This window comes from Metabacillus herbersteinensis (genome assembly GCF_042433335.1).
Lineage (GTDB): Bacteria > Bacillota > Bacilli > Bacillales > Bacillaceae > Metabacillus > Metabacillus herbersteinensis.
Genome location: NZ_JBHLVO010000019.1, coordinates 54808 through 77728 on the forward strand (window position 1 = coordinate 54808; position 22921 = coordinate 77728).

Here is a 22921-nt window from a genome sequence, read left to right on the forward strand (position 1 = left end):
ATTCTAAATTTAAAGCATTAATTAACCGTTTCTGATATTTTCCTTGGAGACTGAACGTTATTCGTATTTCCTTGTTGAGGAGGCCTTGCAAAAATAGCATAAATGGCGGCACTTAAGATAAGAAGAACTGAAAGCGCTTGGATGGTGATGTTAAATCCCGCTGCACTGTTAGTACCAGCTGCCTGAATGACCTTTCCAAAAATGATCGGCCCAATAATCCCGGATGTTGTCGCAATCCCCATCATAATACCTGACATAAGTCCTTTCCTTTCGGGAAGGAGACTGTTTACGACTTGTGGACAAAGTGTAAATAACAGTAAAATAAAGGCATTCTCCAAAATTAAAGCAGAGGTCATTAATGGAACTGAAGTGGTCATTGTGAACAAGAAATACAAGACTCCAGCGAGAAAGATACAGATGGACGTTAACAAAACGCGAGCCTTCCATATGTTCTGGGTTTTCTTGTAAATTCGGTCAGAATAGATTGAAATAATAATACAAAGCAACGCCCCTGCTCCACCTGAAATCGCTTTCATATATCCCATCGTTTGTGCTGAAACTTGTTTGACTTCTATTAAATAGGTTGGGTTAATGACGAGGCTGAACGTAATCACGGCATAACCCATAAATGCTATTAAGGTCGTAAAAACAAACGTTGGTGAGCGGAGAATCCTGAAGGTTGCTCTCCAGTCTATTTTTGATTTTGCCGTTTCTGGTTCATTGATTGACAAAGGCGGTTTCATCCTTCCTACCCACAACCAGAAAAAGACAAATATAAGGCTAAAAACACCAAGAATAACAAACGCTTCTCGCCAGCCAAATTTAGCAATAAGGAAGACCAGGACGGGCACTGAAACTGCTTTTCCGATTGTATTACCTAAATTTAAAATAGAGAAGGCAAATCCTCTCGATTCAGGTGGAAACCATTTACTGAGATGACTAACGGCAGTAGCAAAAAATGGACCTTCCCCAGCACCCAACATTACGCGAGTCAATATTAGCAAGGGCAAACTGGCCACAAAAAAAGTCATTGATTGGGCAATCGTCCAGATTACCGCCATAATCAAGAGCATTTTCCCTGTTCCAAACCGATCTGACAACGCAGCTCCAATAATTCCAGCAATTGAAAACAACCAAAAAAAGCTGCTGCCGACTATCCCCCATTGTTCATAATTAAGATTCAAATCGTTCATTATTGGACCTGCAGCTAATCCAATAATCGTCTTATCTGCAAAACTGATAACAGCAAGTATGAAGATTGAGCCTAATATAAGCCAACGCACATTAATCATCCTACCTTCCATTTACATTTACATTTACATTCTAAAAATTAGTTCCGCGAGCTAACATTAGAATATTCATATAAAGTAATAGCACCAATCTCTCTTCCAAACCTGCTGGATTCCTTTTCTAAAAACCTGGCGGTAGCGCTTTCAATTATAAATATTCGGTACCTAATATTTTTGTAAGATTCTACTTGTAGAAACACTAATCTTTCGTCATTTTTCACCTCACAAAAAAATAAAAATTTGAGAATAACCTGAATTTATTATACAATTTAGATTACCATTAATAAAATTAAACCTTTTAATGGATACTTAAGAAAAACTTATAGAAAGCAGGATCCTATGCAAATAGAACAATTAGAATATGTTATCGAGGTTGCAAAAGCAGGGACGATTTCAAAAGCATCAGAAAACCTTCATGTTACACAATCGGCTATTAGTCAATCCCTATCGCTACTTGAAAAAGAACTTGGAGTAACGTTATTTCATCGTTCACGCACAGGAACAATTCCAACAGTAGAAGGACAAAAGGTCATCCAAAAGGCATATGAAATTATAAAAGTAATTCAAGAATTAAAAGATGAAATGCAAACCGAAATAATGGCAGTAAAAGGAGAATTAAAATTAGCTTCGATTCCAACGTTTATGACATTTTTCCTCAATCCGATGGCTGCTTTTAAAGCAGATTTTCCAAACGTGAACATTGAAATAAAAGAACAAGAAACACAAGAAATTATCGAGGCGATAAATCAGAGCACAGTTGACATTGGCATGATTGCCTATCATGTTGGACTCAAGAATATAACTGATGATTTAGAGTTTAAACCTTTGATCAAAGGTGAAATGAAAGTTTATGTGAACAAAAACTCCCCGCTTGCGATACATGACAGTGTTAAACCACAAACTCTAATTAATCAAACAATTGTTATGTATAACGGGGACTATATCAAGTGGTTTGTCAATGATTTCTTAAATCAATTCGGTCCGTTGAATATCCTTTTTTCATCAAACAATACTGATGTGATAAGAAAAGCAATAATAAATAATTTAGCAATCACTTTTTCACCAGATTGGTCTACTAAAAATAACGAGCTTCAGGCTAATAATAAAGTAAAAAAGCTGCATATTGTTAATTATGATCCAGTACAGATGGCATTTGGGTTGGTTCATTCTAAGAAAAGACCTCTTTCTGCTTCGTCCAAAAAATTTATTAAATATGTAGAAAACGCATTCCAAACGAAGGACCTATTTACGATTTAATTATTCAAACTACCCTAAGCCTTATCTGGTTTAAATAACCATTTAGGTTTAGGTGTATTGAAACGGAAATCCCTTTTAGGATGCTGATAAATCACCTTTACAATAATCCTTTCGCCGCTTCTACCGTTTTTAAATTACACTAGTTAGTTCAATAGGAACAATTAAGTTAGGTGTTGAATGAGACAACAGAATAATGGTCAATTAGGTTATTGCAAGGAATACTTTTTTTCCTCATTTGCGTCTCCACTATGTAGAAAGGCATCTGTACATTGATTGAGATATTATGATTGATTATAATCGATGAATTAGGTCGATTTTAATCTAATTCTGGCAAAATGATTCTCTAAACTGTATATCACTTTATTTCATTAGATTCCCTCCCATATAAATGTTTTTCCAATTCTTTTCTAATTTCTTCGGGTATAGACTCGCTCTTTCTTTCTTGAACGTTGTAGTTTACATAGATCGTGTTTCCTATTGCACATCGGGTTCCTTGCTGCCAAATTTCTTCATATAGTTCCAAGCTGGAATCGCCGAATCGCTTGACCCAGCATTTTATCTCAACATCTTTGCCGAAGTATATTTGCTGTTTATACTCGACTGTTGTTTTTAAAATGATCATTTTCCAATTTTTAAAATCAAGATCGGGGTTAAATAATGAAAATAGTTTATTTCTACCACCCTCTAGCCAAACAGGTATGGTTGTATTATTAATGTGCCCTACCCCATCCGTTTCAGAAACTCGTGGTTCTATAATTGTTTTAAACATCGTTTATCCACCCTTCCTTATAACTTTTTGTTCAACCCAGACGTATATCCAATTGTAAAAAAACCCTTTTGCATTGGAATACAAAAGGGGTTCATCACCGACTTATCATCCAAAGCTGTTGCTTTGCTGGTGTTAGCACCTTACATATAGCAGATTGCTGTGGTGTTGTTGTGCCAGTTCTCTCTACCACTCTTGATAATTTTTAATTACTAACATATTTTTTAATTATTTTCGATTAGAATTCAACTTCAGTGGCTACCATGTGAGGATAGGTAGACCATAAACATTTTGTTATTTACTGATGATGATTTGGAAGCCATTACATCATTCATCTTTCCGATATGACCATTGGTAAGTAAAAAACGCGTCACAATTATTCCAATATTAGTAATTAATCAGTGTATGATTATTTTTTTCCCTATTTTTATATTTTCGAATTCTTGGAAGTATTAGTATGGAGAGTGACAATAACACAAAAGTAATGGATATTGGACTACTAACAAATATCAATAAATTATTTTCTGATAATAGCAAGGCTCTTCTAAAATTTTGCTCTAGCAGTGGACTTAATATCATTCCAAGTATTAATGGAGCTAACGGATAACCATTTTTTCTCATAAAATACCCGACAAGACTAAAAACAATTAACAGTATCACATCAAATAAGCTATTTCTATAGGTATAAACCCCTATAAAACAAAGACTTGCTATAACGGCTGTTAGGTATGGTTCTGCATTTTTTATAAGTATCGCAAAAAAAGGAATAAACAGAGTGTTTAATACCAATAGTAATATGTTTGCTACTAGTAATGCGGCGATTGCGCCCCAAACAATATCAGCTGATTCTTGTAACAAGGCTGGTCCAGGCTGTAAACCAACCATCATCATTCCTCCTAAAAGAATAGCTGCACTTGCCGTACCTGGAATACCTAAACTAAAGGTTGGAATTAAAGCCCCTCCTACGGATGCATTATCAGCTGCTTCCGGTCCACTTAATCCATGGGGATTTCCTTTTCCGAATGTTTCTGGCTGTTTAGATATCTTTTTTTCTAAACTATAGGAAAGGAATGTCGCTACGGAAGCTCCGGCTCCTGGTAAAGCCCCTACTAAAAATCCTATTATGCCGCCACGTGTCATGCTAAAAAATGTTTTGGAAATTTCACTTACCTTAGGAAATAGTGATGAAAATTTAAATTTGGTAAACATGCTTTCCTTGCTTTTGTTGGATTCTAAACGGGCTAGTACCTCCGATAAACCAAATATACCTATAGCCACTACAACAAAACTAATGCCATCCCATAAGTGAATGCTCCCAAAGGTCATGCGTTGATCACCTGCAAGAGGATCGAGTCCAATCATTGCGATAAGTAGTCCTAGTGTTACTGATATAAATGCTTTACTTGGCTTGCCTCCGGTCACCCCACTCGAGGCAATTAAGGAAAAAAGAATTAATGCAAAGTACTCAGCTGGCCCAAAGGAAAGAGCGAATTTTGAAACAACCCCTATTAAAAATACTAAACCTAAAAAACCAACCAAACCCCCAATAAAAGAAGCAATCGCACTCAAGGTTAGGGCATGTCCAGCTTTCCCTTGCTGTGCCATTGGATATCCATCGAATGTAGTAACTAATGCACCAGCATCTCCTGGGACGTTGATTAAAATCGAGCTAATCCTGCCTCCATACATCCCACCCATGTAAATGCTAATCAGTAAGACAAGTGCATCCAACGGCGCTACACCAAACGTTATGGGCATTAAAATTGCCATCGCTGTTAATGATCCTATGCCTGGGAGCGCCCCTACTAATGTTCCAATTGTAACACCTAACATACACCATAATAATGTAGATGGACTTGTTACGATTGAAACCAAGCCATCCATTAATAATGACAATTCCATCTCCACACCCCCCTCTAATCTAATAGTCCCATCGGAAAAGATATACTAAGTAATTTAACAAAAGTTATATAAAGGATGAAAATCGAAATAAGAGAAAAGAATGCGGAATTAATGAGGGAGCGCTTTTCCATTTTAAATAGGACAACAAAAATAAATAGCCCCAAACTGATTAGCATACCTAAAACATTAACCATTATTAAAGTCAGGATAATGAGTCCCATAAATAATAATTGCTGGGAAAGATTATTGGCAGTACCCTTCGTCTCTTTCGTCTCTTTCTTACTTTCATTCGAAAAAACAGAAAATGACTCCATCGCTAATAAAATGATTAAAAGGAATGCTAGTGCCATAGGTAAAAATCCTGATCCTATCGTTCCATTTGCTTCAAATTTCGTTAAATTTAGTGTTTGAATCAGTAAAAGAAAGACGGTGAGCATTAAAAATATTGGAAATAGCAAACGCAAGATCATTGAACTGCCTCCTCCTATCTGTTGCTTTTCATTAAGTAAGAATTTAGTTGTTTTTTATATTGAAACTTTTAATATGTTAAAAATGAGAGAGAAAAGATCACACCTCTTCAAAATTAGGAAGAGGTGTATATCGTTTTCTCCTTAACATGTAGAGTGAACCGGGTTTTACTTTTTACCTTTTAAGAACTCAGAGTAATTTTTACCTTCTGTTTCCATCCACTCTGTGTACTCTTCACTACCTTTAAACTCGTTAATGTACATTTGGTTATTAATAAACGTCTTCCATTCTTCGCTCTCAGTCATTTCTTTAAGCGCATTTTCCCAGTAAGCAACTACCTCTTCCCCTACTCCCGCTTTCAAAAATACTCCTTGTGGTCGATAAAATGTAACGTCGATTCCTTGTTCTTTAAGAGTAGGGATATCTGGTAAAACTTCTAATCTTTCATCAGACATCGCCGCTAACGCATTTAGCTCTTTACTATCTAAATACCCTTTAGCCACAGGAGGAACAAGAAGTGCTGCGTCGATACGTCCTGACAACAATTCTGGTATGACCTCACTAATTCCGTTATGTGGGATATACTTCAACTCGCTAGCTATTCCATACGATTTAGCGATTTCGTTCCATTTTACAACCTCAACTGTATCCGTTGCTGCCGGTAATCCTATTGAAACTTTTCCTGGATCTTCTTTAATTGCATTAAATAGTTCGTCGACTGATTTATATTCAGAATTTTTAGACACAACTAATAATAGTGAGTTATTCGCCACCTGTGCTACGGGAATAAACTGGTCTAGTTTTAGTTTAGATCCTTCCATATACATAGGAGAATAAATATCAACGGATTGTAATAATGTATTTCCATCCCCTTTGTTGCTCAGTTCCATCAGGGCTCTTACTCCACCCCCACCTGTTAAATTTTCAACAGCAAATGATTCTTCCACAATACCGCTCTCGTTCAAGGTTCTCGCTACAGTACGTGCTGCTAAATCGGTTCCCCCTCCTGGAGCAAAACCAACGATATAGCGTATTGGTCCCTCAGGTGTGAATTCTGCTTGTTCTCCCGTATTATTATCTGATGCCTCATTAGATGTGTTCGCACTGCATCCAAACATGAATGCTGTAAGCAAGGAAATCATAATTAGTAATTTACTTTTTTTCATCGAGTAAATCCTCCCCTTTTATATGAAAATTTAATCGTAGATTTTTCACAAAATGATTTTATCTTCCAATAGTTTAATAGACGGATGCTGGTGCGGTTTATTAAGATTTTTGAATACGCTTACAGTTTTGTTCATTAGTTTCTTGAGTCGTTATTTAAAACAATACTCGCATCTACAATAAACACACCATCTTTATTATAGATAATAGGATTTATATCAACTTCCTCAAGTTTACTAGAGTTCTGTGTAAACACACCTTGCTCTCCACCTAGCTTCAGTAATATTTGTACTAACACTTGTTGATCCACTTTCGGGTATTGGCGAAATCCATTTAATAGTTTGTTATTTTTCAAGCTATTAATCATGTCCATGGCATCGTATTCGCTGATGGGGAGAGATCTTAATGAGAAATCCTTTAATATTTCGGTAAAGATTCCCCCTAGGCCGAACATTATCATATCCCCAAAATTCTCATCTTTAAAGAAACCAATGATAAATTCTAGACCCGAATCAACCATTTCTTCAATTAAGAAACCATCTATTAAGCTATGATCAACGGAATCTAAAATTCGCTCACATGCCTTCCGGACGTCTTCTGGGGATTGATTATTAAGGATCACACCTCCCATATCGCTTTTATGTATGATCTCTTTTGATACCATTTTCACCACAACAGGTAAATTCATTTGCATGGAAGAATGAACTGCCTGTTCTACACTGGAACAAAACTTACTTGTTGGAACGGGTAAACCTGCTTCCTTGAATAATGCCTTACTTTCTACCTCAGTTAGTTGGCCTAAACCTTTGTAGTTACTTAATAATTCATTACTCATCGTTTCCCTCCTATCCAGTGAGCTTTCTATTTTAAAAGTTCTCTAGCAATCGTGTTTCGTTGTATTTCAGATGTCCCTGTTAAAATTCTGAACATTCTTGTTTTTCTATACATTCTTTCGATCGGGTGCCCTTTCATTAGTCCCTGTCCTCCATGGATTTGGACCGCCTTGTCTGCCACACGGTTTGCTGCTTCAGAAGCGTAAAGCTTCACCATGGATGCCTCGGACCTAGATTCTTGACCATTTCCCATCTTTTCGATACAATCATACACCATACATTTTGCTGCGTATATATCCGTAGCCATATCGGCTAACATGTGTTGAATGGCCTGGAAATCACCAATAGATCGTCCGAATTGCTTTCTTTGTTTTGCATAATCCAGAGTTAATTGAAACATATTTTCAGCTACACCTATATATGTGATGCCCCATAAAGCTCGGTTTTGATTTATTCGCTTAATACCAAGTAGAAAACCTTCCCCCGATTTTCCAATAATATTGTAGCTTGGAACCCTACAATTATTAAAGAGTAGCTCCGCTGTTCCATACTCTCCTGAGATCGGAACCTGTATTTCCCCTAAATCAAAGCCAGATTTATCCCCTTCTCGCTTTTCAACAATAAAGGCTGTTGTCACTTTTGAATTATCTTCTAGTATTTCTTTTGCAATAACAATAGCAAAATCTGAATATGGAGCTGAACTGATAAAATGCTTTTTCCCATTTAGAATGTAATCTGAGCCGTCCTTAACAGCGGTTGTTTGTATTGCATTTGCGTCAGAGCCAGCACCTGGCTCTGATAAGGCAAAGCAACAGCCAATATCCCCACTCATAAGCGGTCGCACATATTTATGGATTTGTTCCTCTGTAAACCATTCTAGCATTTGACCGATTCTCGCAGGTCCACCTAATTCCCCTAATACCACTCCCCATAAAGCAGCACCTGATTTAGCCAACTCTTCTTTCAATAGACAGAGTCCTTTCAAACTTAGATCCTGACCACCTAACTCTTTAGGTAAATTAATTCCATAGAACCCTAATTCAATCGCTCTTTTTCTGACCCACATCATGGCTTCTTTTGTTATCGGCTTTTCACTATCTATTTGATTTTCTTTTTCATAAGGTAATAGTTCATTGTAGATAAAATCGATCAACCGATCTCTTAATTCCAAAATCGATGTATCGACGTTCGCATGAACGGTAAACATGTAAATTCCCCCTAACTCGAATTGCTAATAATTAAGTTAATTATTGATATACTTCTTCTTTTCACTATGAATCTTGCTATTTTGAGTGACTTTACTTAAAGCTTTAATCGCGGAGTTTAAGTTAAAGAGAACAGGAACTCCTGTATGACTTAATTTTCGGGCAAATTGAACTCTCGGCTCTTCTAGAGCAGCTAGCTCATTTCGTAAGACAATCATTACGTTTAGTGGCAATTGGTTTAGTTCAGAGACCGCTTCCACTAAGTTGTCTAATGCTTTCCTTCCAAAGGTTCCTTCTACCACTTGTATATTTAAATGCACGATTAGATGATCAAAGTTTTCCTTTTTCATAATCGTATTCAATATCGTTTTTATGACTCTTCCGTTCTCAGCCATTAGTGTCCAAGCTGGTGTATCAATCGGATTTTTTAAACTGTATCCGTCTGGTAGATTTAAGTTTAATAATGCATGTTGTGTTTCAGTGGAGAACTCAGGAACAGATATCCCATTTTCCTCACATGCATCTATCGCACTAACCGTAGCTCCCCCTCCCATGCCTAGTAACACGGTTTTTTCACCTAAGGGAGTAGATAGGGAATCTAATAAGATGAGCGTATCAATTAAATCCTCGTAATCATTGACTAAAATCACACCGTATTGAGTGCAAATCCCTTTAATTATTTCGTAATTGTTTGCCATGGCCCCTGTATGGGAAGCAGCTGCTTTTGCTCCTTCGTACGTACGTCCACCTTTTAATAAAACAATCGGCTTTGAACCGGCATTTTTCTTTAGCACTTCGATAAAACGTTTCCCATCATCAATCGACTCAATATACATGCCTATCACTTTCGTTTTTGGATCATTGATAAAATATTCTAGGAAGTCAACTGGTCCCAGATCTACACAATTCCCAGCAGAGATGATTTTTGAATATTTTAACCCTCGATTATTTCCACGGATTCCAATATCACTGGCCAGACCACCGCTTTGAGAAAAGACAGATACCTGTCCAATATTCTGTGAAAACCGCTTAGAAAATGTTATTTTTCCTTCAGGACAATACAAACCGATACAATTAGGACCAACTAATCTTACTTTAGCTCTTCTAGCAGCTGCCAGAACTTCCAGTTCCTTTTCATAATTACCGATCTCACTAAATCCGCTAGTGATGATATGTGCAAATTTTACTTTCCCATGGAACATATGAATCACATCTACGACCCTTTCTTTTGGAACCGCTATATACGCATAATCAATGGTTTCCGGTACTTTCTTTATGGAAGGATAAGCTTTTATACCATTTATTTCCTCAGCTGTTGGATGGATAACATAGATCCTCCCATCGAATCCAAACTCTTGAAGCGTTTTCAATTTTTTTGTACCTAACGTTTGTTTTGAAGAGGAAGCTCCTATAATAGCTATACTTTTTGGATAAAATAAGTGTTTTAACTCTTCCAAAGCCATTCTCCTTTCTCACTTATTATTAAATTAACAATCTAGTTTTTTGTTTCACTCAGATTATTAAGAATTTTCTGATATAAACTGATTATAGAGAGAAACATAAAGTTAAGTAAAGTAAGGGTTTTTTAAGTATGGTTAAGTTTCAGTTATATATAAACTTAAATTACATCTATCTACAGATTTATGAATAGAGAGTAATACCAACAATTCCAGAGAGAATAATGACTAGAGCAGGGTGTATGTTAAGTCGAGTTAAAGCGAATAGAGACATAATAAAGATCCCTAGTAAACTTATAGTACTAAAAGTTAGAGACCTATGAGACTGTTCGAAATCGCAAACTTGATGGCTGCATAAAAGATGAGTCCGACATTCATAGGCCGCAAGCCGTAAAAAGCTGACTGCACCACTCGATTTTTACTAGCCTTATAGAAAAAAGTAACCACAATTAAAATGATGATAAGGGAAGGGAGAATCATGCCTAAAGCAGAAACAACCGCTCCAGCAAATCCTTGGCTGCTATATTCCTTGAAGATCCTTTAAAGTTTGGTAATCTTATAGAATGAAAGCTGGGAATACTACCAATTTCCCAGCTTTCTAGTTACTTAATGGTTGTTATACCTTGTACATACAACTTTTTTAATTCTTTCTTATCAACCTTACCAAGGGGTGTAAGAGGAAAGGTGTCCTGGAAATAAATGAATTTTGGAACCATATATTTGGACGTTCGCTCCTTACAAAAATGGATAACCTCCTCATCTGTACAGTTGAACCCTTCTCTTAGAGTTACAACTACACAAACCGCTTCGCCCCAATCGGGATGTGGCACCCCAATGCATGCACTTAAGGAAACGGCTGGATGCCGATTTACCACACGCTCTACTTCTGAGGAATAGACGTTCATCCCACCTGAAATAATCATATCTTTCTTCCGGTCCTTAATATAGATGTATCCGCTTTCATCTTTCATGCCGATATCTCCAGTATAGAGCCAACCGTCACGGATGGTTTCTCGGGTAAGCTCAGGTCTTTGATAATATCCCTCCATCATTGCTGGTGATTTCACGATAATCTCCCCAAGCTCAAGCGGCTTGACTTCATTCCCTTCTTCATCAATCAGACGAACCTCCGTCAATAGACACGGTTTTCCGCAGCTCTTCAAGGCTTCCGGGTTGTTATGGTACGCCCACAGATGGGCACTTTTTGAAAATCTATTAATGACAATATTGCATTCTGTCATGCCGTACTGCTGTCTCATAATTGGTCCGAACACTTCGAAAGCTTCCCTAAGGCGTTCTTGAGAAATGGGTGAAGCCCCGTAGTAAATGTTTCGCATAGAACTTACATCATAATCCATCTTCTTGGTCAGATCGATTAGCCTGTAGAGCATCGTTGGTACCAAGAATGTGGTCGTAATCTTATATTCCTTTATTGCTTGTATAAAATGTACAGGATGGAATGAAGGCATGATATAGACATGTACCCCAGAAACAAGGGATCTCCAAAGGAGTGAACCAGCCGAATGAACGAGTGGAGTACTCAGTAATAACCGATCTCGGTCGTCAAGCGGGTCTTCAATGGCGGCAGAAATCAATCCGGCCGCTAATCCTTTCTGGGAATGCATCACACCTTTTGGCGTACCCGTTGTTCCACCAGTGTAAGCTAAAAGGGCCAGATCTTCTGTCGAAGCGATTGGTAAATCTACATCAACTGTTTCCTCTGGCCATTCGAATAGCTTAAACGTATCCGGGTAATTGACACAAAACCCAGGAAGACCAATAATCTGTACTTGAGGATCTTTTGAGTCTTCTAAATAGTCAAGAATGGTAGCCACATGGGGTTGTGTTGCCATTATGACTACTTTTGGTTTAGATTCTTTCAAGATTAAATCAACTTCTCGAGTTCCGAGCTTTTCACCCATTGGGACGGTCGTCGCTCCGCATTGCTGAATGGCCAAACTAAATATGACACTCTCTAGGCTGTTTGGGATAAGCGTAGCCACATGGGTACCTCTTCCTATCCCTAATTGAATTAAATAGGAAGATATACGTTCTGCTTTTTCTATTAACTCCTTGTACGTCAATGTTTTCTCATTTGGGAGCAAGGTAATCGCCGGCAGTTCGCCGAATCTTTTTAATCCTTTATGTAGCAATGATTGAAAAGTCATCTGTTCCATTATGAGCAGTTCCCTCCCTCTTACTATTTTCATCACAAATACCATTCTTGGAACAGGTTGAAGGTTAGTAGTTTATAACAACAACCCAATTTGTGAATATTCCTAATCTTACGTTAATTATAAGTATAAATTTTATTGAAGTAAAATAACCAAATGTTATATACACATAAGTAATTTTGATGTTTTACCATTAAAGAGATGCTACAACTTTCGCCGACTGCCTTTTACAAAAAATAATAGTTCCCTAGTGCGGGAACTATTATTTAAGAGTGATTCGTATAAAATTCAAGACATTTAATAAACTCTCTAGCCGCTTTTGAGAAATGCCTTTTCTTCGAGCATAGCCAACCAAGTTCCATCGAATTATTATTCATATTCACCAAAGGAATAGGAACCAGTTCACCGCTTAAATAATACGGATCACTATTAATTCCAATGTCATAATAAAAAGATATAGCCAACCCTTCCGCTACGGATTTTTTCATGATTTCTGTATTATTAGTAGAAAATAAAATGTTCATCTCACCATATTGATTAAAAAATTCTTTCATGAACGTTCTTATCTGTGGACCGTTATATAAAACTAGATTTTGGTCAAGTAATTCTTGTGGGGTAATGCTTTTCCGGCTTGCCAAGGGGGAATTCTTGCTGACAAAAACAATTAGTTTTCCTTCCAGTAAAGTGTGAAACTCCAACTCTTCTTCATCAGGTTTCTTCTTCGGGATATTTAATAATCCGACATCTATTTTATTATTCAGGACATCATTAATGACCTCATGTCCTCCTTTTTCTTCTATAACAATGTTTACATTAGGATGCTTTTTCTTGAATAGAGCCAATGACTTAGGTAGAAACGTAAGAAATAAGCCTTGAGTGGACGATAGTCGTAATTCTTTTTCCATCGTATCTGTGTGCATTTGAGCTCTGTCTTTTATTTCTTCCAACTTACTCACGATCTCATAGGCTTTTTGAATGATTTCCTTTCCCTCTTCGGTCGGAATGGTCCCCATTCGTGAACGCTTGAAGATTTTCATCCCTAATTCTTTCTCTAGATTCGTGATGGACATGCTAATTCCAGCCTGAGAGATATGGAGGATTTCGGATGCATTGGAAATCGAACGCATCTCGGCGACTTTAATGATATATTCCAATTGTTCAATTTTCATTGGAGATTCTCCTTCAATTCTCTTTATGGAATCATACAACTTAGAGAAAGCCTTTTCAACTATAGAGAATATGAAATTTCGCTTCAGGCTTCAGCGTTTGTATAAATAGAATCATAGATATTAATCCTAAAAGAAAAGATGATTACGGAGTGTAATCATCTATTATTTATAAATAGCTTCTTACTGAAAAAGAGCAATAAATTCGTTTAGTAAAGATGGATCTCCTTTCATTTTAATCTCTCCCGTATGAATCACTTCCTCACATTCCCTTACCCCTACTATAATTTCTTTCCAAACCTTTCTTCTATATTAATGGAGAGTGCTGGGTCTTTAGACATTCCTTTACGGATTTCAGCAACTCCCTTTCTTTTCTTTCAGCTTCATTAAAATTTACAATATTTTTCTTCATTCTAATTCCTCTCCCTATGTAGCAGGAATTAGTCTCTAGGGCTAAGACACAAGGTAAGCATATGGGAAGAAAAGGGCAAGAGCAGCACGTCCTGTGCGTCGGGGCTAGGCGCTGGACTTGCGAAACGCAAACTGAATCCTAGAATTATATAAATTCTGGTGTATGAAAAAGGATCTTCGCCTAGAAGATCCTTTTAATTGGTATTTACATTATTTTATATCACTCAATACCCCGTTATCATTTTTAATCTGTTGTTTTAAAATCTATCTTCCTTCTTCTCCGAATAATGATTATTAATCTGTGAGAATAAATGTGTAATGTAAGAGTTCAATTCAAACCGATCTTTATTAATAAAATCTACAATAGTTAGTTTACTATCCCTCATCATTATTTTCCCCCCTTAATTCAACTTCATATCTATATAGTTCCCAAACTATCATTCTTTTATACATGTAAACTACTGAAATAAAAACACAAAGACCCTTACCTTTATGTTCTGGTACTGGTATCAGCCCCACCTGCGCTAGATACTATGACAGCCACACATGCTATCCACCTACTACAAGTATAACTGAAAACGCTTACATTACAAGGGTTACCTAACCTCAAATTTCGACAGGAAACTGCTTTAATTGAAAAAGCTCGTCTAGATACCGAGTCAGGCCTCGTCGGGGCAGGACTTTTAGAGGTGAATAAAAAATCCAGTGCCTGCTCCCGCTGCATTAATTCGCTAACGTTTCGGGGGCAGGCACTGGCAACTAAAAACAGCTTCATTTGGTCTGAAAAAGAAACCAAGCTTATATTTATATTTTTATAAAAAATGACTATTCGCTTGGATGAAGAACTGTGATTGTTCATAGTTATAAGTGATTTTTGAAAAGTCGAATGGTTGACCATTGGTTAAATGAAAAATGGTTTCGTCGTAAAGTCCAGGTTCCCCTTTTTTCAAACCTAAATACTTTGCTTCTTCCTCTTTTAGCTTATCTACATGAAGGTATTTATCCGAAAAACCGACCTTTATTCCTAAACCTTCCCTAATGTAATGAAATATTGATTCAGAGACAATTTCGTTATTCAAATAGGTAATGATGGATTTATTATAAAACGATTCTTCTAAGCATAATGTTTGCCCATTAATATATCGAACTCTTTTTACATAATAGACATCGGCATCGAGTTCTATATTTAAATTATAAGCCGCTTCTTGTGTTGGTTTTCTCACTTCTAATTCAATTACTTTTGAAGTTATATTAAAATCCTCAAGATCCTTTTTAAACCCTTGATTAGAAAGTAGACTAATATATCCTCTTCTCTTATGCCTTCTAACAAAAATTCCGCTGCCTCTTACTTGAAATACTACCCCTTTTTTCTCTAACATGTCTAAAGATTTAGTAATCGTACTCTTACTTACTTGAAATTGAGTCATTAATGTTTCTAATACTGGCAGTTTATCTCCTTGTTGAAGCGCATGATCTTCAATATACTTTTCAATTTCGATTGCGATTTGTTGATACTTTATCATATACATTCCTCTTTATTTTATTTATCTCACACAATATTAGAATTATACCATAAACCTAATAAAAGCTCATCTAATCGAATAGTATACTAACTATATTTTTATTTGGTTATTGATAAATTATACCGGAACAATTATAATGAAAGCGTATAAACGAATTAAGGGGGGATTAAAATTGTCGGCAAAAATTAGAGATTATTCTAAACTTGCGAAAGATATTTTAGAAGCTGTTGATGGAGAAGACAATGTTCTTAGCGTTACACGTTGTGCAACTAGACTTAGAATCGTACTTAAGCGATCTAAACCAGAAGCCAAAGCAAAAGTATCATCTATGCCTGGAGTAATTACCGTAGTAGAAAATAGCGGACAATTCCAAGTTGTGATTGGTCAACATGTTGGAGAAGTTTATGATGAATTTTCAAGTTTAGTAAACGTTGATACATCAGAGGAAAAAAGTGAAAACAAAGGAACTATATTAAACCGTGTAATTGCTACTATGTCAGCAGTTTTTGCACCGTTTATATATGTTTTAGCTGCAGCTGGTATTTTGCAAGGTGCTTTAATAATAATTAATTTATTCTCTGATCGCTTTGTAGAAACTGGAACTTACCAAGTTTTAAGTTTTATCTCATGGGCACCATTTGTGTTCTTACCAATTTTTATTGCAATTACAGCATCAAAACACTTTAAAACAAACATGTATATAGCAGTCGCATGTTGTGCTGCATTAGTTAGTCCGACATGGGCAGAAATGGCGGTACAAATTTCAGAAGGAAATAGTATTACTTTCTTAGGTTTTCCCTTAACTGAAACTGTGTATACATCCTCAGTGTTACCACCATTATTTTTAGTGTGGATTTTGTCTTATCTTGAAAGATTTTTAAATAAGAGAATGAACGAAGTAATTAGACCATTATTTGTTCCATTTTTATGTATGGTACTCATGGTCCCGTTAACGATTTTATTAATTGGTCCTCTTTCAACAATAGGAGCAAATGGGATTGCGAATGGGTATAACTTCTTAGCAGAAAACGTACCTGCTGTGGCTGGAGCCATTATAGGAGGATTCTGGCAAGTGCTCGTTATTTTTGGTGTACATTGGGGAATTACCCCTATGATATTAGCGAATTTTGACTTATACGGTCGAGATTCATTCCAGGCGTATCAAACGATTGCAGTTATTGCACAGGTTGGCGCGGTACTTGGCGTTTTTCTGAAAGCAAAAAGTCAGGAAACACGAAAAGTCAGTGTTTCGGCTGGTGTAACTGGACTATTCGGCATTACAGAACCAGCAATTTACGGGGTAACATTGAGATTTAAGAAACCATTTATATTTGGTTGTATTTCAGGTGCTATTGGTGCCATAGCAGCAAGTTTCTTTAATCCTTATTACTTTGCCTATGCAGGACTGCCAGGGCCACTAACCATTGTAAATGGGATAAGTGCAGACTATCCAATGTCGATATGGGGAATTTTATTAGGTGTTGCGATAGCCGTTATTCTGCCTGTCGTTTTAATTCAAATCTTCGGATATGGTGAAGATACAGCGAAAAAAGCAGGTAGTGAAAACGTAGTAGAAGACCAGGGACAAACCGGGGTTAATTTACAATCAAATGATCCAAACAATAATGAAGAAACAGTAAATGCTCCATGTAGCGGTAAGGTAATACCACTTTCAGAGGTACCAGATGAAGTATTTAGCTCAGGTGCTATGGGACAAGGTTTAGCGATAGAGCCATCAGACAACAAATTATATGCTCCGTTTGATGGAAATGTCGTTATGATTGCGCCTACAAAGCATGCAATCGGCTTACGTTCAGAATCTGGGGTTGAATTACTAGTGCATATTGGGTTAGATACCGTTACATTAGATGGAAAACCCTTCACATTACATGTAGAAGATGGCGATAAAGTCAAAAAAGGTGATTTACTAATCACATTTGATAAAGAATTCATCGAAAATGAAGGAATAAAAACAATTACTCCTATTATCATAACGAATTCACATGCTTATAAAGAAATTATCATCGAAGATAGTAAAGATAGTATAGTAGACCAAAAATTATTTACGGTAGTGAAATAAGGAGGAAATGAAAATGAAAAAAATACCAAAAGATTTTCTATGGGGTGGCGCTTTAGCTGCTCACCAATTCGAAGGTGGTTGGAATCAAGGTGGAAAAGGACCAAGTGTTGTTGATGTCATGACAGCAGGAGCACATGGCGTACCAAGAGAAATAACCGAAACAATCGAAGACGATAAGTTTTATCCGAACCATGAAGCAATTGATTTCTATAATAACTATAAAGAAGATATCGCTTTATTTGCTGAAATGGGATTAAAATGTTTAAGGACATCTATTGGATGGAGCAGAATTTTTCCAAAAGGTGATGAAGCTGAACCTAACGAAGAAGGATTACAATTCTATGATAATGTATTTGATGAATTACTAAAGCATGGAATTGAACCTGTCATTACATTATCTCACTTTGAAATGCCGTTACATCTAGCAAAAGAATATGGTGGATTTAGAAGTAGAAAAGTAGTAGACTTTTTCGCAGTATTCGCTGAAGTTTGTTTCAATCGATATAAAGATAAAGTGAAATACTGGATGACGTTTAACGAAATCAATAACAAAATGGATGTTAATAATCCCCTATTCTTATGGACAAACTCGGGTGTTGTTGTAGAAGAAGGCGAAAACGCGACAGAAGTCATGTATCAAGCGGGACATCATGAATTACTTGCAAGTGCATTAGCTGTAACAAAAGGAAAAGAAATTAACCCCGAGTTCCAAATTGGGGCAATGGTTTCACATGTACCTATTTATCCTTATTCATCAAATCCAGAAGATGTAATGTTAGCTGAAGAAACAATGAGGCAACGATACTTCTTCCCTGATGTACAGGTTCGCGGCTATTATCCAAGCTATGCTTTAAAAGAGTTTGAAAGAGAAGGATATCATATCAAATTCGAAGACGGTGATGAGGAAATCTTAAGAAATGGTACGGTTGATTATTTAGGCTTTAGTTATTATATGTCTACAACCGTTAAAAGTGATGTAGTAAATGATAATATTGGAGATATCGTTAATGGTGGATTACCTAATGGTGTAGAAAATCCATACATCAAATCTAGTGACTGGGGTTGGGCGATTGATCCAACAGGATTGAGATATACATTAAATCGATTTTATGATAGATACCAAATCCCATTATTTATCGTAGAAAATGGATTTGGTGCTGTGGATACTATAGAAGAGGATGGCTCAATCCATGACACACAAAGAATCGACTATTTAAAATCACATGTTGAAGCATTAGAAAAAGCAGTATCTTACGATGGTGTTGATTTAATTGGTTATACGCCATGGGGAATCATAGATATCGTGTCATTTACAACAGGTGAAATGAAAAAACGTTATGGTATGATTTATGTTGACCGTGATAATGAAGGAAACGGATCAATGAAGAGATCTAAGAAAGATTCATTTGAATGGTATAAAAATGTCATTCAATCGAATGGTGAAGAAGTATAATATATAAACAAAGTTCACCACTTCATCCTACTAACTTAGTGATGAACTTTAACCCGAATAATGGACACTTATAAAAAAGTGCCTTATTCGGGTTTTTTGTGTAAAAAGGAAACTATATTTATAAAGATAGTATTATATGCAATCAAAATTCAATTAAATGAACAGGCAAAAAAGAGATACAATTCACATTCGAATTCGTATCTCTTTTCTTGTTGTTACATAGAGGTCTTATAGTAAATGGTATTTCAAATTAGGCTTCCTCTTCCAAAGTTCCTGCTGATTCTCAACAGTCTGGACCGTTTGTTGAAGAACAATAGCCTGTTTCAGTAAAGAACTTTTTTCCATTTTCAAATGAACTTTTATTCCGGAGAATTATGAAAATTTACAATCAAACAGCTTCCGTTTCCCACTTCTTCTCATCCTGAACAAATAAAATACCCAGTTCATGATGCTCGCCTTCATAAAGTGCTCTTTGTTCAAATCGTATTTCTCCGTTGAGATCAATCACTTCTAATTTACAGAAGGCTCGATTTTTTTGAAGTCCTTGATAAAATTCCGAGACCGTTTTAACTGTGAACCCGTTCACTTTCATAATCATTTCACCAACCTGCAAATTAAGTTTTTCTGCTGGTGAGTTCGGAAGGATTCCAAGTACCATTAGTCCTTTATCTCGTTTCGAAAAGTAGAATGCTGCCGAATCATCGTTCATACGTTGTTTGATTGTTAGAAACTCTCGACCTAACATTGCTGATAACACAGCCACAAAAACGAGTGGTGTGAACCAAATGCTAGCAACTGCAACAATAGTTGTTACTACGCCTAACCAAATCACACGGGTTGCCGTAACCTTAATACTTTCTAACGGAAGTGAACCTTGAACTCTTTGATGAAAGCCTAGGAAAAAAGGAACACAAATAAGCATGAACGATTGATCATTTACCGTTAGCACCGGCCACCATGTCCAGTCTGACACGAGCGATCCACCAGGTACAAATAAAAAGAGTGGCAGCATCCACGTTCGATTGGCGAGATGCGTTCCGATCGGCAATCCCCTCGTACTTTTAATAAGAAAAGGCGAGGTACGAATATGCGCCGATTTAAATGTGAGAATCCCCTCAGCAATCACGAGCAAACCTAACAAGATGGCAATTCCTGCAAAGTTCACTTTTTCGATATCGATGAAAAAATTCGCAACACTTTCGTTTCCTAATTTTGATAAAATGACAGATGCAAAAAGTGTAACTCCAAGCGTAAAGGCTGCCGACAACCAGCGGAGTTGAAAGGTGAGGCTTAATAAAGCAGTCACAATTGCTAGAATTACGAGCACTCCAAAGGGAACACTAAGACCAAGAACTACTGTTACCAAGGAAATTGCGAGTCCGGCAAGAATGCCTTTTGTATATGTAAAACGAAGCTCTTCAAAGATATCCTGAACACGTGTATGAAAGCTTTTTCTCTCTCTTTTTAAACGGAAGTAACCAAATGCAAGGGATACTAGGATAAAAAAGAATAAAAGCGGATGAATAAAAAAACGACCGATTGCCCCTAAAAGCTCAAGCATCCAATTTTCCAGCACAAGACCACCACCTTTTTATACGAATCTAGTAGTTGATCTTATTCTATCATTTTCAGCAACACATGAATACGAAAAACTTCATACGTGCGTTCTCTATTTTAACTTGTTCCATAGTGTTGTGTTTGAAACGGAAAAATCTAGCAACGATTGGTCAATCTTTATGTCTAAGGCATCTTCTAGCAACTGCATCGATCTCTTAATATCAGTTAAGGTGAGAGACAACCTTTTAAAATTTGTAGTCAAATAATCAAAATAGTTCAGTATGCAGTCTTCGTCAATTTCTTCAATTTTTTTCACAGAGGTATAATTTGCTAAGTACATACAAAAAAGCTGAATCCACTTGCTCGCTTTCACATGTGATTGTGAAGAATCATGTAATTTTCCCCGTAACTCCTCAGATAAACTCTGAAAAAGTTGTTCTCTCATAAAACTTGCCCTTTTCATTGAATCCCTCTTCTCTCTATAATGGCATTTGTGAAAAGAAAGGCATTTATAGCCGATCATTAAAATTTTAATAGTTCGATTTTCGAATGAACTCTTCCATCGTATAAGTTTAGTTGAATTTTATCAACTACCTATAGTTACATTTTCTCTATTTCTGCAAATAACCCTTTTCTTATAGAGTTCGTTAATAGTTTGAATTTTACGACTTGGTTTTGGAAAAGTTTTTATACGTAAGAAAAGAGGGTGTCCATGTTTGGATACCCTCTTTTGCTTAAAACAATTCCTCCATTGCTTTCTTTAACTGTAAATCATTTTCTGACTGATCTTTAAATTCGGTGACTTTTTCGTTCAGTTTATCAGCTGTTTTTGGATCAATTTCTCCTGTTGCCTTTAGGGAGTTCTTCTGTTGAAACGTTTTGACAGCTTCTACTGTTGTTTGATTGTAGTACCCATCTTCTCTTCCTGGTGTGAGCCCTAATCCTTTTAGGATCAGTTGAGCAGTTTTGACTTGTTCATTGTTCATATCGGCTACTAGGCTTTTTTCTAGTTGTAATGGGCCTGCTTGAAGGAAAGCTGGTTGCTTGGCTTCGATCGTCGGTTTTACACCTTTTTTATGAATCCAATTTCCTTCAGGGGTTAACCATTTGTAGAGTGTTAGTTTAATGTTGCTTCCATCACCCATTGGAACGGCCTGTTGAACTGTACCTTTTCCAAATGAGGTTTCGCCAACAATATCATAGTCATTCGCTTCTTTAAGAGCGCCAGCTAAGATTTCAGAAGCAGAAGCACTTCCCTTATCTATTAGAACTGTAACTGGATATTCCTTTGTATCTTTTAATGTTGAAAAATAACGCTTCTTCTTACCATCACGTTCTTCAATCTGTATGTAAGGAATGTCCTTTGTTACAAATTGCTTTAATATTTCTTCGACACTTTGCAGATACCCACCAGGATTTCCACGTACGTCGAGCACTAGGCCTTCAATCTTTTTCTCTTCTAAGTCAGCTAACTGCTTACTAAAATCTTCTGCTGTCTTTTCTGAAAAAGACGTAATTTCAATGTAGCCAACTTTTTTTCCTTTATGTTCTTTTATCGAGCTAAATACCGTTTCAATTGGAATTTCATCCCGAATCACTTCAAATGAAATTTTTTCTCTAGCATTCGCACGAACAACCTCAATAACCACTTTGGAGCCCTTTTCACCACGAATTTTTAATACAGCCTGATGCAAGTCTAGTCCTTCAATTGATTCTCCATCAATGGCAACAATTTGATCATTAGGACGCAAGCCTGCTTTTTCTGCTGGTGAGTTCTTAAAAGGAGAGATAATCGTGACCTTGCCTTCAGTCATCCCTACTTCCGCTCCTATCCCTTCAAAGGAAGAGTCCAGAGCGTCTGAAAACTGCTTTGCCGTTTCCTTGTTCATGTAAACAGAGTATGGATCATCTAATGTCGTGAGCATCCCTTGAATGGCTCCTTCAAGTAGTTCTTCTTGATCCACTTCTTCGACATATCTTGAGGAAATTAATTCATACGCTTGCTTAAATTTATCAAACCCTGGTACATCTTCTGTTGACTCTCCTTTGGTAAACAATTCAGCCATGGCAGGTACTGCTTCAGCTTGCTGTTTCTGCGGCTCCTTTTCATCAGTGAGCTCTAAGCCAAAAAACATACCAAGTGCTCCAAGCGTCATCGAGAGTGCCATCATGAGTGCAGTCATTCTTTGGTTCATGTTCTACCTCCTTAATAAATG

The 22921-nt window shown here is 36.7% G+C and carries 18 protein-coding genes and 1 riboswitch; of the genes, 3 read left to right on the top strand and 15 right to left on the bottom strand.

Annotated features, from left to right (window positions below; all coding sequences use genetic code 11):
• Positions 1 to 17: 17 nt before the first annotated feature.
• Positions 18 to 1283 (bottom strand): MFS transporter, encoded by a 1266-nt coding sequence (locus tag ACFFIX_RS18345; protein ID WP_378936562.1) that lies wholly within the window; start codon positions 1281 to 1283, stop codon positions 18 to 20.
• A gap of 345 nt (positions 1284 to 1628) precedes the next feature.
• On the opposite strand from ACFFIX_RS18345, the gene ACFFIX_RS18350 reads away from it, so the two are divergent.
• Entirely contained in the window at positions 1629 to 2546 is a 918-nt protein-coding gene (locus ACFFIX_RS18350) for a LysR family transcriptional regulator (RefSeq protein WP_378936564.1), read from the top strand.
• 355 nt (positions 2547 to 2901) lie between these two features.
• Here the strand turns inward: ACFFIX_RS18350 and ACFFIX_RS18355 are convergent, their stop codons facing one another.
• The 11 genes from ACFFIX_RS18355 to ACFFIX_RS18405 all read right to left on the bottom strand — a co-directional run bounded on the left by ACFFIX_RS18355 (position 2902) and on the right by ACFFIX_RS18405 (position 15615).
• Entirely contained in the window at positions 2902 to 3315 is a 414-nt protein-coding gene (locus ACFFIX_RS18355) for an acyl-CoA thioesterase (protein ID WP_378936566.1), read from the bottom strand.
• A 99-nt stretch (positions 3316 to 3414) separates the two neighbouring features.
• Positions 3415 to 3517: riboswitch (SAM riboswitch) on the bottom strand.
• Between the two features lie 182 nt (positions 3518 to 3699).
• Positions 3700 to 5214 (bottom strand): tripartite tricarboxylate transporter permease, encoded by a 1515-nt coding sequence (locus tag ACFFIX_RS18360; protein ID WP_378936568.1) that lies wholly within the window; start codon positions 5212 to 5214, stop codon positions 3700 to 3702.
• A gap of 14 nt (positions 5215 to 5228) precedes the next feature.
• Entirely contained in the window at positions 5229 to 5684 is a 456-nt protein-coding gene (locus tag ACFFIX_RS18365) for a tripartite tricarboxylate transporter TctB family protein (RefSeq protein WP_378936570.1), read from the bottom strand.
• 165 nt (positions 5685 to 5849) lie between these two features.
• Complete coding sequence (locus tag ACFFIX_RS18370) at positions 5850 to 6848, bottom strand: tripartite tricarboxylate transporter substrate binding protein (RefSeq protein WP_378936571.1); 999 nt, start codon at positions 6846 to 6848, stop codon at positions 5850 to 5852.
• A gap of 134 nt (positions 6849 to 6982) precedes the next feature.
• Entirely contained in the window at positions 6983 to 7681 is a 699-nt protein-coding gene (locus tag ACFFIX_RS18375) for an acetate--CoA ligase family protein (protein WP_378936573.1), read from the bottom strand.
• 26 nt (positions 7682 to 7707) lie between these two features.
• Positions 7708 to 8886, bottom strand: a complete 1179-nt coding sequence (locus tag ACFFIX_RS18380; protein WP_378936575.1) for an acyl-CoA dehydrogenase family protein — start codon at positions 8884 to 8886, stop codon at positions 7708 to 7710.
• A gap of 36 nt (positions 8887 to 8922) precedes the next feature.
• Complete coding sequence (locus ACFFIX_RS18385; RefSeq protein WP_378936577.1) at positions 8923 to 10341, bottom strand: CoA-binding protein; 1419 nt, start codon at positions 10339 to 10341, stop codon at positions 8923 to 8925.
• A 309-nt stretch (positions 10342 to 10650) separates the two neighbouring features.
• Positions 10651 to 10878, bottom strand: a complete 228-nt coding sequence (locus ACFFIX_RS18390; RefSeq protein WP_378936607.1) for a chromate transporter — start codon at positions 10876 to 10878, stop codon at positions 10651 to 10653.
• Between the two features lie 65 nt (positions 10879 to 10943).
• A complete protein-coding gene (locus ACFFIX_RS18395; RefSeq protein WP_378936579.1) occupies positions 10944 to 12509 on the bottom strand; it encodes a class I adenylate-forming enzyme family protein in 1566 nt (521 codons plus the stop codon).
• Positions 12510 to 12781: 272 nt separating this feature from the next.
• Positions 12782 to 13684, bottom strand: coding sequence for a LysR family transcriptional regulator (locus ACFFIX_RS18400; protein ID WP_378936581.1), 903 nt, complete (start codon positions 13682 to 13684; stop codon positions 12782 to 12784).
• A gap of 1220 nt (positions 13685 to 14904) precedes the next feature.
• The gene (locus ACFFIX_RS18405; protein ID WP_378936582.1) at positions 14905 to 15615 is read right to left on the bottom strand and encodes a GntR family transcriptional regulator; all 711 of its coding nucleotides are present in this window, start codon (positions 15613 to 15615) and stop codon (positions 14905 to 14907) included.
• Positions 15616 to 15787: 172 nt separating this feature from the next.
• On the opposite strand from ACFFIX_RS18405, the gene ACFFIX_RS18410 reads away from it, so the two are divergent.
• Complete coding sequence (locus tag ACFFIX_RS18410; RefSeq protein WP_378936583.1) at positions 15788 to 17695, top strand: beta-glucoside-specific PTS transporter subunit IIABC; 1908 nt, start codon at positions 15788 to 15790, stop codon at positions 17693 to 17695.
• 13 nt (positions 17696 to 17708) lie between these two features.
• Positions 17709 to 19148 carry a 6-phospho-beta-glucosidase BglA gene (bglA, locus tag ACFFIX_RS18415; RefSeq protein WP_378936585.1) on the top strand — a complete coding sequence of 480 codons (1440 nt, stop codon included), beginning with the start codon at positions 17709 to 17711 and terminating at the stop codon, positions 19146 to 19148.
• A gap of 388 nt (positions 19149 to 19536) precedes the next feature.
• On the opposite strand, the gene ACFFIX_RS18420 is transcribed toward bglA, so the two are convergent.
• The 3 genes from ACFFIX_RS18420 to ACFFIX_RS18430 all read right to left on the bottom strand — a co-directional run bounded on the left by ACFFIX_RS18420 (position 19537) and on the right by ACFFIX_RS18430 (position 22900).
• Positions 19537 to 20724 carry a PDZ domain-containing protein gene (locus ACFFIX_RS18420; RefSeq protein ID WP_378936587.1) on the bottom strand — a complete coding sequence of 396 codons (1188 nt, stop codon included), beginning with the start codon at positions 20722 to 20724 and terminating at the stop codon, positions 19537 to 19539.
• A gap of 93 nt (positions 20725 to 20817) precedes the next feature.
• A complete protein-coding gene (locus tag ACFFIX_RS18425; protein WP_378936589.1) occupies positions 20818 to 21168 on the bottom strand; it encodes a swarming motility protein SwrAA in 351 nt (116 codons plus the stop codon).
• A 271-nt stretch (positions 21169 to 21439) separates the two neighbouring features.
• The gene (locus tag ACFFIX_RS18430) at positions 21440 to 22900 is read right to left on the bottom strand and encodes a S41 family peptidase (RefSeq protein WP_378936591.1); all 1461 of its coding nucleotides are present in this window, start codon (positions 22898 to 22900) and stop codon (positions 21440 to 21442) included.
• Positions 22901 to 22921 lie beyond the last annotated feature (21 nt).